Consider the following 12,190-nt stretch of genomic DNA (forward strand, 5'->3'; position numbering starts at 1 on the left):
TTTAAATTTAACACTCCTTAACAAAATTCATAACCCTCCTATAGGAAGTCAGAAGGCTGTAATGTAATTACATCAAGAGTTTTTCACAAAATTACAACAATCTTTAACCGCCGATTGTTACGATTTTTTTCAAAAAATATAAAGTTGTGTAACATAAATATAAGAATTTTCTCAGCTATACCCGTTGCAGGGGAAGGATTTGAACATTATCTTAAGCTATGATTTTATTTATTCATAATTTGTAACGAATAAAGACTCTATAGCATTGTATAAACATAAACTGTAGGGGTTAAACAACAGAGGAAAGTTGAAAAAAGCAGGCAATTCATCAAGTTTGCCACTTTCTCATAAAATTTTCCTTGACTCTCATAATTTTTGGTTTGTAACCTGTAAACTAGTAAATGAGAGAGCGAATTGAGAAACGCTTTGATTTGACTCCGTTGCGAACAAATCCAAATTAGTTTTAATTTAGACATCTCTCAACTAAGTAATTTAGGAGATTAGAGTCCATGACATTAGATGTATTTTCCAAGGTTGTTTCCCAAGCCGACGCTAGAGGCGAATTCCTCAGCACCGAACAACTAGATGCTTTAAGTGCAGTTGTAGCTTCCGGTAACAAGCGTTTAGATGCTGTTAACCGTATTACAAGCAATGCTTCCGCGATTGTTACCAACGCGGCTCGTTCTTTATTTGAAGAACAGCCTCAATTGATCGCTCCCGGTGGTAATGCTTACACCAACCGTCGGAACGCTGCTTGTCTACGCGACATGGAAATCATTTTACGCTATGTTACCTACGCCGCTATCGCTGGTGACGCTAGTGTTCTTGATGACCGTTGCTTGAACGGCTTGCGCGAAACATACCAAGCTTTGGGTACTCCTGGTAGCTCTGTAGCAGTTGGTGTTGGTAAAATGAAAGAAGCAGCGATCGCTATCGTTAACGATCCTAACGGTATCACCAAAGGTGATTGCAGTTCTTTGGTTTCTGAATTGGCAAGCTACTTCGACCGCGCTGCGGCTGCTGTTGTTTAATAATTCATGACAAATTGGCTCGAACCTGAATTGAGCTTTTCCCATAGTCTGCATGGCATAGCCATACAAAAAAAGCAAGAAACTATCTAGGAGATTTTCACCAATGAAAACACCAATTACCGAAGCAATCGCATCTGCTGATACCCAAGGACGCTTTTTAAGCAACACCGAATTACAAGCAGTTAACGGTCGTCTAGTCCGTGCTGCTGCCAGCATGGAAGCTGCCCGTGGTTTAACAGCTAACGCTCAAAAATTGATTGACGGTGCTACCAGTGCCGTATACAGCAAATTCCCTTACACTACCTCTACACAAGGCAATCAATTCGCAGCCGATCCTCGTGGTAAAGCTAAGTGCGCCCGTGACGTTGGTCACTATCTCCGCATCATCACCTATAGCTTAGTTGCTGGTGGTACAGGTCCTTTGGATGAGTTCTTAATTGCCGGTTTAGCTGAAGTTAACGCCGCATTTGACTTATCTCCTAGCTGGTACGTAGAAGCATTGAAATCCATCAAAGCTAGTCATGGTTTGAGTGGTCAAGCTGCTAACGAAGCTAATACCTATATTGACTACGCAATCAACGCTCTTAGCTAGATAGCGTCATGCCCGGAGAGGGATACAATTGTTAGATGGATTTACCCCTAAAGGGGTTCACCAGTCGTTCATGGGGAGTCACTGCGTAAGTTGGAAAATATTCCGACTGGGAATTGAGTGGCGTTAAGACCATACATGATCACTCTGGTTCACCTAGCAATTGGATCTAGCTCCGGGCATAGTTTTATGTACAAATAAAACAGGTCAAGAGGCAAGAGGTAAAAGGCAAGAGGCAAGAGGCAAGGGGTAAATCCTACTGACCACTGACCACTGACCAATGACCAATGACCACTGACAACTGACCACTAACCAAGCTTTATTCAGCCAAAATTCGGCACAATAAAGGGGAAAAATATGGCAATTACAACAGCAGCATCCAGACTGGGGACAGAGCCTTTTAGCGACGCACGCAGAGTTGAACTGCGCCCCAACGCCAGCCGAGAAGAAGTCGAGTTGGTAATTCGTGCCGTTTATCGGCAAGTCTTAGGAAATGACTATATATTGGCATCAGATCGCTTAATTAGCGCAGAATCACTGCTACGCGATCGCAATTTGAGCGTTCGTGAGTTTGTTCGCAGCATTGCTAAATCAGAACTCTACAAAGCTAAATTCTTCTACAACAGCTTTCAAACTCGGTTAATTGAACTCAACTACAAACATTTGTTGGGTCGCGCACCATACAATGAGTCCGAAGTAACTTACCACTTAGACTTATATATTAACCAAGGTTACGACGCGGAAATTGACTCCTACATTGATTCTGAAGAATATCAAAATAGCTTTGGGGAAAGCGTTGTTCCCTACTATCGCGGTTTTGATTTTCAAATAGGACAAAGTGCAGCCGGATTCACTCGGATGTTCCGTTTATACCGGGGTTATGCCAACAGCGATACTGCTCAAGTCGAAGGTTCTAAATCTCGTTTAGCGCGGGAATTAGCTAGTAATCAGACCTCATCAGTTGTTGGACCATCTGGCAGTAATGAAAACTGGGGTTTCCGTGTATCGTCGGATAACGCTCCTAAGCAAAACTTGGGTAATGCTGTAGGAGAATCAAATCGTACCTACCGAGTTGAAGTTACAGGCATCCGCAATCCAGGATACCCCAGCGTGCGCCGTAGCAGCACAGTATTTATTGTACCTTACGAGCGCCTCCTAGACAAAATGCAGCAAATTCATCGAGTTGGCGGCAAAATTGTCAGCGTAATTTCCACCTAAGATCCGGCGCTGTTCAACGACAAAACTCATCATAGGAGATATAGAAGTAATGTTCGGTCAAACCACACTTGGCGCTAGTAGCGTTTCCTCATCTGGAAGCCGCGTATTTCGTTACGAAGTTGTCGGCTTAAAGCAAAACGAAGAAAGCGACAAAAATAAATTTGACATTCGCCGCAGTGGTAGCGTGTTTATTACCGTACCCTACAGCCGGATGAATGAGGAAATGCAACGAATCAGCCGTTTAGGTGGCAGAATCGTCAAAATTGAAACTTTGACAGCAGCAGGATAAACATAACGCCCTGGCAATGATAGAACCCAGTGGAGAAGAATATTCTGTAGAGAATGCACCAAATCTCACACCAGAGATAGCGATCGCTAACCTGCAATCATCAGATTTAAGTCTCCGCTATTATGCTGCTTGGTGGTTGGGTAAGTTCCGGGTCAGTCAGCCAGAAGCCATAGACGCACTGATCAGGGCGTTAGAGGATGAATCTGACAGAACCGAACTGGGTGGTTATCCCTTACGGCGTAATGCCGCGAGGGCGCTTGGTAAATTGGGCAACCTAAAAGCCGTACCAGGTTTGATTAAGTGCTTAGAATGTAGTGATTTTTATGTCCGCGAAGCAGCAGCCCAATCTTTAGCTATGCTTCAGGATAAAACCGCATTACCAGCACTGATCAAACTGCTCGATGGGGGAGTTGACCAAGCCGTACAAGTACCTGGTTTTCCCCACCTTGCCCAGCCCTATACAGCAGTATTAGAAGCCTTAGGAGCTATGGGTGCAACTGAGGCTACTTCCCTTGTCCAGCCTTTTCTTAACCATTCTGTTCCTCGATTACAATGCTCCGCCGCAAGAGCCATGTACCAACTGACACAAGACTCTATTTATGGTGAGTTATTAGTGAAGACTTTGGCAACAGGTGATTTGAAAATGCGTCGCGTTGTCTTGGGGGATTTGGGGGCAATTGGGTATTTGGCAGCAGCAGAGGCGATCGCCCTGGCACAAGTGGAAAGTAGCTTTAAACTTATTGCTTTAAAAGGATTATTAGAGTATCAACTGCCAGAACAGTCTGATACTTTTGACATATCCGAACCAGCTATCCGAATCATGAATCTCATAGATTCACTCTTATAGTCAGTAGTCAGTTGTCAATTGTCAGTTGTAAAACTACTGACCGTTCGGCTGACGCTCACGGCGAAGCCACTGACCACTGACCACTGACCACTGACAACAGAAAAATGGATGAACTAATTCAGGCTGTCATCGCAGCAGAAACACCTGACCAAATGGTGACAGCAGTTAAAAATCTGGCAGCAGCCAAAGATTCATTGGCAATTCCTACCTTAATTGCCGTCTTTGGTTATAACAATCCAGCAGCAGCCATAGTGGCAGCAGCCGGGTTGACGGAGTTGGGAGAAATAGCAGTGCCACAATTGCTAGACCAAATTGATGATTATAACTATGGCGCACGGGCTTATTCGATTCGTACAATAGCTGCGATCGCAGATCCCCGTGCTTTGGATATTCTCATCTCTAGTGCATTGACTGACTTTGCCCCTAGTGTCCGCCGTGCTGCTGCGAAGGGATTAGGAAACATACATTGGCAGAAATTAGCACCTACTGAAGCTGAAATAGCCATTAACCGCGTCCTAGAGACACTTCTGTTAATTTGCGAAGATCCAGATTGGTCAATTCGCTATGCTGCTATTGTTGGGTTACAAGCTCTAGCAAAAGTAGATAGAGTGCAATTAATTATTTCGGCTAAATTTCAATTAATGCTGACTAAGGATACTGAAAAAGCCGTCCGCGCTCGCGTTCAGTTAGCCTTGGCTTAGTAAATCCATTAGATTACCATATAACAAGGTAAAAGTAAAGATGTCAATACCACTACTAGAATATGCGCCCAAGTCGCAAAACCAGCGAGTAGAAGGCTATGAAGTTGCCAACGAAGACACCCCAACTACTTATCGCTTAGATAGAGCTACCTCAGACCAAGATATTGATAGCATCATCTGGGCTGCATACCGCCAAATTTTCAGCGAACATTTGATTTTAGCCAGCTATAAGCAAACCGCTTTAGAATCACAACTGCGAAATCGGGCGATTACCCTCCGTGATTTTATCCGAGGTTTAGGTAAATCAGACGTTTACCATACCCAAGTAGCAGATACAAATTCTAACTATCGCTTAGTTGACATCACCTTAAAACGTTTCTTAGGTCGGGCTGCTTACAACAAAGACGAAGAAATTGCTTGGTCAATTGTGATTGCTACCAAAGGGTTACACGGTTTTATAGATGCTCTATTAGAATCAGACGAGTATTTAGACAACTTTGGTGATGATGTTGTCCCCTACCAACGTCGTCGCTTTGGCTCACGCCCCTTTAACCTAGCTAACCCCCGTTATGGTGCTGACTGGCGCGATACTCAAAACCTGCGTGGTTTGGCTGGTCGTTCCTACTACAGCATCCGCACATCAGGACAACTGACCACAGCAGATATCCGTCGGGCGATTCCTGCCAACTTCTTCATTATGGCGGGAACAATTATTACCAACGAATGTAACTACCAACGCAGTTTGGCGACAGCCCAATCTTTCGTTAGTAACACCGCAATACCTGACACTAGCAGAGATAACCAAGAACAACCCAGCATTAAACCTGTGGCAGTTTCCTTACCCTATCGTTACATCCCTGCTAATGCTAGAAATTAGTCATTAGTCATTGGTCATTGGTCATTGAAAAATACTTGTTCCCTGTTCCCTGTTCCCTGTTCCCTGTTCCCTGTTCCCTGTTCCCTGTTCCCTGTTCCCTAACAACTGACAAACATGACAATACCTTTACTAGAATACAAACCCAGTTCTCAAAACCAGCGTGTTTCTGGTTATGAAGTTCCTAACGAAGATACACCCAAAATTTACCGCATCGAAGACTACGGCTTTGGTGGAGAAGTAGAAGAACTAATTTGGGCTGCTTATCGGCAACTTTTCAGTGAACACGTCATTCTCAAATTTTACCGCCAAGTTAATTTAGAATCCCAGGTAAAAAACAAAGCCATCACCGTCCGCGATTTTATTCGGGGTTTAGCCAAATCTGAAGCTTTCCAAAGTTTGGTAATTCAGAGTAATTCCAACTACAGATTAGTAGAAATTGGACTAAAACGGTTATTGGGTCGCGCACCTTATAACAAAGAAGAAGAAATCGCCTGGTCAATTGTCATTGCTACCAAGGGTTGGGGCGGTTTTGTGGATGCTTTACTAAATTCTGAAGAATATCAGAACAACTTTGGGGAAAATATCGTTCCCTACCAAAGACGACGTTATAAAGATAGACCATTTAATTTAGTGACACCACGATACAGCGACTACTGGCGCGACCAAATCGAGGATGCTCGTTACAAATGGGGCGACATCAAAAACTTTTTGGATATGGCAAATTCCATTAAAATTAAAACAGTGCCTCACACACCAGTTAGCACTGCCAACATCCAAATTCCTAACACTACCAGAGAAACTAAATCAACAGGTATTCCTGTTTCTATTAGTCCTAGTGCTAGTTTTCCCGTGCGCTAAATAGTTTTTAACTAGCTGGGAAATTTCGGTGATAAAAGTGACAAAGTTTGCATTTTTTTCAGGATTTTAATTTTAGTTATTTCGCTAAGTATTACGACATTTTAAGATGCCAACTTTACCAAAAGGCAGGTTCTTTAAAATGGCAATTCCTTTACTTAAATACAAACCTACAACTCAAAACCAAAGAGTGAACAGCTTCGGTACGGCAGATATTAACGAAGACAATCCTTATATCTACCGAATTGAAAATGCTAATTCTTCCGGCGAACTTGAACAACTAATTTGGGCTGCTTATCGCCAAATCTTTAACGAACAGGAGATTCTCAAATTTAACCGTCAAATTACCCTAGAAACCCAACTCAAAAATAAGTCAATTACGGTTAAAGACTTCATTCGTGGTTTGGTGAAATCAGAGCGATTTTATCAGCTAGTTGTGACACCTAATAACAACTATCGGTTGGTAGAAATGGTTCTGAAAAGAATTTTGGGTCGTTCTCCCTATAATGAGCAAGAAAAAATTGCTTGGTCAATTCAAATTGCTACTTTAGGTTGGGGAAAATTTGTAGATATTCTGATTGATAGTAGCGAGTATGAACAAGCCTTTGGTGAGTATACCGTACCCTATCAACGCAAACGAATGACCACAGACCGACCAATCAGCTTTACTCCCCGCTATGGTGCTGATTATCGTGACCGGGCAGGTATTGTCCAAAAATGGCCGTATATTCGTCAATGGAGTGGAGGTTTCTACCCAGGCTCTGGGCAAAATGTTGATTTGGGGGCATTGTCTGCTGTATTACTGGTAATAACCGCAGGCATTACTTTCTTGTTGATTCTCAATTGGTTAGGAATTAGTGATATCTACTAGCCTTTTGAGGGGAAAATAAGATCGAGAGGAAACAAGGAATAATACAGGGGATTTAGACCTGACCCAAAACTTACCGGGAATAGGGTAAAAATATTCCCTGTTCCCTATTCCCTGTTCCCTGATTCATTATCTTTGTTTAATTTGATAATAAAAGGAGAAAAATAATATGGCATTGCCATTACTTCAATACAATCCAAGTAGTCAAAATCACCGAGTGGCCAGCTTTGGTGTTGCTGACCAAAATGAAGATACACCTTATATCTATCGCATTGAAGATGTTAGTTCTTACACTGACATGACAAACATTATTTGGGCTGCTTATCGCCAAGTTTTCAGTGAACATGAAATCCTCAAGTTTAACCGTCAAGGGACTTTAGAATCTCAACTCAAAAACGGTTCTTTGTCAGTTCGTGATTTTATTCGCGGTTTAGCTAAATCTGAAGCTTTCTATCGTTTGGTTGTTTCTGTTAACAACAACTACCGTTTAGTAGACATCACCCTCAAACGCTTATTGGGTCGTTGTGCTTACAATAAAAAAGAAGAAATTGCTTGGTCAATTGTTATTTGTAACAAGGGCTTTGGCGGTTTCGTTGATGCTTTATTAGATAGCGAAGAGTATACCCAAAACTTTGGTGATAATACCGTACCTTACCAACGCAAGCGGTTTGTAGATCGTCCTTTTAACTTGGTAACTCCTCGTTACGGTGCGGACTTCCAAGAAACAGCCGGTACAGTCAAAACCGACTGGCGCTTTACTTTGGAGAATTTCTATACTGCTAAAGCTAAAGCCAAGCGTCTGAAAGCAGGTGATCCCGGCAACTTTGAAGCTATGGCGGCTTCTGTATCTGGTAAAGGTAACTATGCTCAAAAGCTATCTTCTTTTGATATTGATTACCTGAATGCTGTTCCTTACCGTGGCAAACGCTAGTACCGCTAGGCGGAATTAAAAATTAATAATTAAAAATTAAAAGTTAACTTCCGCTGTTGTGTACTAAGTTTACCCAAAAATTTTTAATTTATAGGGTGCGTTAGGAAGATAATTCTTGACGCACTCTTAATTTTTTGTGCTGTTGCTCATGGTTTTTGTAAATAGGAGTTTTTTGCCTATTCTATGAGGATGTACCTTGAGTAAAATCTTCTATAACTCAATTAACTTAAAGCCCCAAATTTTCAAAACTGCGATCGCTATTTCTGGATCTATACCATCATAGGCTTCCCATTCAGACTGTGGATCTTTAGGATGCCCTTCACCTACGTGACCTGCAATTTTAATGATGGGAATATTCACTAAGTAATCACGTTCCATACCTTTAGGGAGAGCTAATTTAATTCTGCGACCCACAAACTTAGATGCACTAGATTCAGCTACAGATTCCCGAACTAAACAAATATCACCAGCAGTTCCCCAAGTAGTTTGGTAAATGTGGAGAAACGATATATAACTTTCTGGTTTGATGGATCTTTTGAGAACTTGCATTATCTAATCCTTATCCTTGTTTTCGACAATTTTATGTAAACTCTACCTGCTATATTCCAATTTCCTGCTTTTGAGAGAATAAAACAAGGGGTTTGCACCCCTTGAGAGAGTTTAAAAAGTGAACCGTATTAGTGATCTACGCAGGTGTAAACTGCAAAGATACACCGTTCATACAGTAACGGAGACCAGTTGGTTTGGGTCCATCATTAAAAACATGGCCTAAATGTCCACCACAATTACTACAATGAACTTCAGTTCGGGTCATGAAAAATGCTCTATCTGTAGTAGTAGCGATCGCCCCCTCTATGGGCTTAAAAAAGCTTGGCCAGCCAGTACCACTATTAAATTTAGTATCAGCAGTAAACAAGGCCTGTCCACACCCAGCGCAGACATAAGTACCAGGTTCATATTGCTTATCGAGGGGACTGGTATGGGAGGGTTCTGTACCATGTTTCCGCAACACCCGAAACTGTTCTGGTGTGAGGATACTCTTCCACTCTTCCTCTGTTTTTGTCACTGCAAACTCTGTGTTAGAAAGTGCCATAGATTCTGAACTCCAATTGATATAATGGGAAAAAAAGGCTGTACCGACTAATAGGGTACTGATTTGTAAAAAATTGCGTTTGTCCATAATCTATTATTTGCTATTTTTCTCTTCCTTAGCCAAACAACTCCACAAGATTGATAAATTCTCTGATGAGAAATTGATGAAAATCACCTCAAAACATCTTGCCTCCTTGAGAAGAATATGTGATGATTCTATAATCAATTCAAATATACGGTATCTCTATCGGATTTTTGGCGTTTATGCAGGAGGTGTATTCATATATGGTATTGCTGAGTAAAAGTATAATTTTATTATGCCTACGGCACGCTGCGCGAACACGCAGAGACGCTCCAGGCGCAGAGAGTAAGGGTTTGAGAGATGAAATTTTCGACTTTCATACCCCAATTCACCAAGGCCTCATATATTTGCTAATTAAATGTACAAATTGCACCTATCCCATTAAAATTGATAAGTTATTCTGGAGTTGATCTTTACAACGACAACACTAATGTGCCAACTATTAGGAATGAACTGCAACGTACCCACAGACATTTGCTTTTCCTTTGAAGGTTTTTCTGCCAGAGGAGGAAAAACAGATGAACATAGTGATGGTTGGGGAATTGCTTTTTTTGAAGATAAAGGCTGTCGAATTTTTTTAGACGCTGAAGCTTCTATAGCGTCACCAATTGCCGATTTTATCCGTCAGTATCCCATTCATTCTACTCATGTGATAGCTCATATCCGCAAAGCCACTCAAGGTAAAATAGCCTTAGAAAACTGTCATCCTTTCCGTCGGGAACTTTGGGGTAGATATTGGGTATTTGCTCATAATGGTAATTTACCAGATTTTAACCCAGAAAATCATGGGGCTTTTCAACCTGTGGGTGCTACCGATAGCGAAAAAGCATTTTGCTTAATTCTTAATACTTTGCGATCGCATTTTCCCCAAGGACAACCACCATTAAAGGAACTCTACCAGACATTACATAAAATCACTAAAGAGATCGCAATTCTTGGATCTTTCAATTATATATTATCAAATGGTCAGCATTTTTTCACCTATTGCTCAACCAAACTTTGCTACATTATTAGACAAGCCCCCTTTGCTGCGGCGCATTTAATTGATGAAGAAATGACTGTAGATTTTAGCGAATTGACTACACCAAGCGATCGCGTTGCTGTCATTGTTACCACACCCCTAACCGATAACGAAGTTTGGACACAAATTCAACCGGGCGAACTCTTAATATTTCAGGATGGATTACCCCTAAAATTTGCCTGATTTTTGACAACTATTTTATTAATACGTAGGTGAACACAATAAAACCAAACTGTGTAAATAAACGTAAAATCGCTGAAAAATTCTTTACTTTTGCCTTCCTATAAGTAATTGAACAAAAATATTTACAGTCATTGCGAGGGAAGGGAAGCAATCACAACCCTGGCGATTGCTTCATTTCACTTCGTTCCATATGGCTAACGCCACGCTTACGCAATGACGTTGTGTAATTAATTCTGTCTCACTACTTATATTTAGCGTCTTCCACCTTGAATTTTGTCAAAAATCGCACCATCAGCAAAGAACTTCTTCTGTACAGTACCCCAGCCTCCAATATCGGCTACAGTATAGAGTCGGGCAATATAAGGGAATTTATTTTTTACTTCTTTGGACACAGTAGAATCAACTGGACGAAAACCGACTTTAGCAAACTCACGTTGTGCTGCTGGAGTGAAAAGGAACTTGACAAAAGCTTCAGATACTTCACGATTTCCATGCTTATCAACATTTTTATCCACAACTGCGACAGGTCCTTCTATAGAAATATTGACTGGAGGAACTATGTAAGAAATATCTGTTTTTCCCTGTTGTGCAGCTAAAATGACTTCGTTTTCATAGTTTAATAATACATCACCCTGACCTTTTTTGTAAAAAGCATCACTAGACTCCCGTGCATCTTTGGGTAATACAACCACATTCTTAAACACATTAGTAACGAATTTCAAAGCCTGGGTATCATTTCCACCATTTTTAACTATAGCACCCCACAAAGCTAGAAAATTCCACTTAGCTCCACCAGATGTCTTGGGGTTTGCGGTAACAATCTTAACGTCAGGTTTCGTTAAATCACTCCAATTTTTGATATTTTTGGGATTACCAGCGCGAGTTTCCAGCGCAACTACTGAACGGGTAACAATTGAATTATTCGGAGATTCCTTCTCCCAACCTGGTTTAATCAAACCGGCTTGTTCAATTTTTTTAATGTCTCCAGCCAATGCCAAAGCTACCACATCTGCGGGTAAACCATCAATAACAGCACGGGTTTGAGAGCCAGAACCACCATAGCTTTCCCGAATTACAACATCTTGACCTTTTTCTCTTTTCCATTTCGCCACAAAATCGGGAATGATTTTAGAGTAAGCCGCTTTGGTAACTGCGTAAGTAACTAAGGTAAGTTCAACTTTTTTACCACTTTGACTAATGAGTTGTGTTTTCTGGGCTGTACCTGCAAATACAGGTAGAATAGTGCTTATACTTAAACTTGTGGCTAAGAACAGCGTAGGAAAGAATGGCTTTGTTGTTGGTACTAATTTTTTAGTATTGGAAGAATTATCTGTCATGGGATGTCCTTAAATTGGCTTAAAAATAATCTACGGCATCTTTGTCAGGATACAGTATTTAACCTATCGAAAAGAGCTTACCAGATGTAATAAATAAAATCAATAGTTTTTGCACTGAAAAACAACTATTTTCCTATCGAGTATTGTATGTATTTAATATTACAAATACTTTTTTAGTAATTTATTACTTGTAAAGCTTATATAGTAAATTTTTTGGTAAACTAAATTCTATTTTTGTTGCAAGTATTTGATTTAATTATGTATTATAA

14 protein-coding genes are annotated in these 12,190 nt (G+C 41.0%); 11 read left to right on the forward strand and 3 right to left on the reverse strand.

Translation table 11 applies throughout. The annotated features are described in order from the left end of the window. The first annotated feature begins 509 nt into the window (after positions 1-509). From IQ228_RS10895 to IQ228_RS10940, 10 genes are all read left to right on the forward strand, one after another. Positions 510-1,031 carry a phycocyanin subunit beta gene (locus IQ228_RS10895; RefSeq protein ID WP_027402197.1) on the forward strand — a complete coding sequence of 174 codons (522 nt, stop codon included), beginning with the start codon at positions 510-512 and terminating at the stop codon, positions 1,029-1,031. Positions 1,032-1,134: 103 nt separating this feature from the next. Beyond that, the gene (cpcA, locus tag IQ228_RS10900; protein WP_027402198.1) at positions 1,135-1,623 is read left to right on the forward strand and encodes a phycocyanin subunit alpha; all 489 of its coding nucleotides are present in this window, start codon (positions 1,135-1,137) and stop codon (positions 1,621-1,623) included. A 354-nt stretch (positions 1,624-1,977) separates the two neighbouring features. Next, positions 1,978-2,838, forward strand: coding sequence for a phycobilisome linker polypeptide (locus tag IQ228_RS10905; protein ID WP_193962847.1), 861 nt, complete (start codon positions 1,978-1,980; stop codon positions 2,836-2,838). A gap of 49 nt (positions 2,839-2,887) precedes the next feature. Beyond that, positions 2,888-3,127: a phycobilisome linker polypeptide gene (locus tag IQ228_RS10910; RefSeq protein ID WP_193962848.1), complete on the forward strand. Its 240-nt coding sequence runs from the start codon at positions 2,888-2,890 to the stop codon at positions 3,125-3,127. Between the two features lie 16 nt (positions 3,128-3,143). Continuing rightward, entirely contained in the window at positions 3,144-3,974 is an 831-nt protein-coding gene (locus IQ228_RS10915) for a HEAT repeat domain-containing protein (protein WP_027402201.1), read from the forward strand. Between the two features lie 104 nt (positions 3,975-4,078). Next, entirely contained in the window at positions 4,079-4,675 is a 597-nt protein-coding gene (locus IQ228_RS10920; protein WP_193962849.1) for a HEAT repeat domain-containing protein, read from the forward strand. A 40-nt stretch (positions 4,676-4,715) separates the two neighbouring features. After that, complete coding sequence (locus IQ228_RS10925) at positions 4,716-5,552, forward strand: phycobilisome rod-core linker polypeptide (RefSeq protein ID WP_027402203.1); 837 nt, start codon at positions 4,716-4,718, stop codon at positions 5,550-5,552. 114 nt (positions 5,553-5,666) lie between these two features. After that, a complete protein-coding gene (locus IQ228_RS10930; RefSeq protein WP_193962850.1) occupies positions 5,667-6,410 on the forward strand; it encodes a phycobilisome rod-core linker polypeptide in 744 nt (247 codons plus the stop codon). A gap of 139 nt (positions 6,411-6,549) precedes the next feature. Then, the gene (locus IQ228_RS10935; RefSeq protein ID WP_193962853.1) at positions 6,550-7,278 is read left to right on the forward strand and encodes a phycobilisome rod-core linker polypeptide; all 729 of its coding nucleotides are present in this window, start codon (positions 6,550-6,552) and stop codon (positions 7,276-7,278) included. A gap of 166 nt (positions 7,279-7,444) precedes the next feature. Continuing rightward, a complete protein-coding gene (locus tag IQ228_RS10940; protein WP_027402206.1) occupies positions 7,445-8,206 on the forward strand; it encodes a phycobilisome rod-core linker polypeptide in 762 nt (253 codons plus the stop codon). Positions 8,207-8,416: 210 nt separating this feature from the next. On the opposite strand, the gene IQ228_RS10945 is transcribed toward IQ228_RS10940, so the two are convergent. Further along, positions 8,417-8,755, reverse strand: coding sequence for a hypothetical protein (locus IQ228_RS10945; protein WP_027402207.1), 339 nt, complete (start codon positions 8,753-8,755; stop codon positions 8,417-8,419). Between the two features lie 136 nt (positions 8,756-8,891). Continuing rightward, positions 8,892-9,386, reverse strand: coding sequence for a peptide-methionine (R)-S-oxide reductase MsrB (gene msrB / locus IQ228_RS10950; RefSeq protein ID WP_027402208.1), 495 nt, complete (start codon positions 9,384-9,386; stop codon positions 8,892-8,894). A 424-nt stretch (positions 9,387-9,810) separates the two neighbouring features. On the opposite strand from msrB, the gene IQ228_RS10955 reads away from it, so the two are divergent. Then, on the forward strand, positions 9,811-10,584 hold the full coding sequence (locus IQ228_RS10955; protein ID WP_193962851.1) for a class II glutamine amidotransferase: 774 nt from the start codon (positions 9,811-9,813) through the stop codon (positions 10,582-10,584). Between the two features lie 251 nt (positions 10,585-10,835). Here IQ228_RS10955 and IQ228_RS10960 read toward each other — a convergent pair whose 3' ends face one another. Continuing rightward, positions 10,836-11,921, reverse strand: coding sequence for a sulfate ABC transporter substrate-binding protein (locus IQ228_RS10960; protein WP_193962852.1), 1,086 nt, complete (start codon positions 11,919-11,921; stop codon positions 10,836-10,838). Positions 11,922-12,190 lie beyond the last annotated feature (269 nt).

This window comes from Dolichospermum sp. LEGE 00246 (genome assembly GCF_015207865.1).
Lineage (GTDB): Bacteria > Cyanobacteriota > Cyanobacteriia > Cyanobacteriales > Nostocaceae > Dolichospermum > Dolichospermum heterosporum.

What these genes read in the sequence shown, in the direction of transcription:
- IQ228_RS10895 (WP_027402197.1), top strand. Translation starts at nt 510, where the DNA reads ATGACATTAGATGTATTTTCCAAGGTTGTTTCCCAAGCCGACGCTAGA.
- IQ228_RS10910 (WP_193962848.1), top strand. Translation starts at nt 2,888, where the DNA reads ATGTTCGGTCAAACCACACTTGGCGCTAGTAGCGTTTCCTCATCTGGA.
- IQ228_RS10935 (WP_193962853.1), top strand. Translation starts at nt 6,550, where the DNA reads ATGGCAATTCCTTTACTTAAATACAAACCTACAACTCAAAACCAAAGA.
- IQ228_RS10925 (WP_027402203.1), top strand. Translation starts at nt 4,716, where the DNA reads ATGTCAATACCACTACTAGAATATGCGCCCAAGTCGCAAAACCAGCGA.
- IQ228_RS10915 (WP_027402201.1), top strand. Translation starts at nt 3,144, where the DNA reads ATGATAGAACCCAGTGGAGAAGAATATTCTGTAGAGAATGCACCAAAT.
- IQ228_RS10940 (WP_027402206.1), top strand. Translation starts at nt 7,445, where the DNA reads ATGGCATTGCCATTACTTCAATACAATCCAAGTAGTCAAAATCACCGA.
- IQ228_RS10955 (WP_193962851.1), top strand. Translation starts at nt 9,811, where the DNA reads ATGTGCCAACTATTAGGAATGAACTGCAACGTACCCACAGACATTTGC.
- IQ228_RS10905 (WP_193962847.1), top strand. Translation starts at nt 1,978, where the DNA reads ATGGCAATTACAACAGCAGCATCCAGACTGGGGACAGAGCCTTTTAGC.
- IQ228_RS10920 (WP_193962849.1), top strand. Translation starts at nt 4,079, where the DNA reads ATGGATGAACTAATTCAGGCTGTCATCGCAGCAGAAACACCTGACCAA.
- cpcA (WP_027402198.1), top strand. Translation starts at nt 1,135, where the DNA reads ATGAAAACACCAATTACCGAAGCAATCGCATCTGCTGATACCCAAGGA.
- IQ228_RS10945 (WP_027402207.1), bottom strand. Translation starts at nt 8,755, where the DNA reads ATGCAAGTTCTCAAAAGATCCATCAAACCAGAAAGTTATATATCGTTT.
- IQ228_RS10960 (WP_193962852.1), bottom strand. Translation starts at nt 11,921, where the DNA reads ATGACAGATAATTCTTCCAATACTAAAAAATTAGTACCAACAACAAAG.
- msrB (WP_027402208.1), bottom strand. Translation starts at nt 9,386, where the DNA reads ATGGACAAACGCAATTTTTTACAAATCAGTACCCTATTAGTCGGTACA.
- IQ228_RS10930 (WP_193962850.1), top strand. Translation starts at nt 5,667, where the DNA reads ATGACAATACCTTTACTAGAATACAAACCCAGTTCTCAAAACCAGCGT.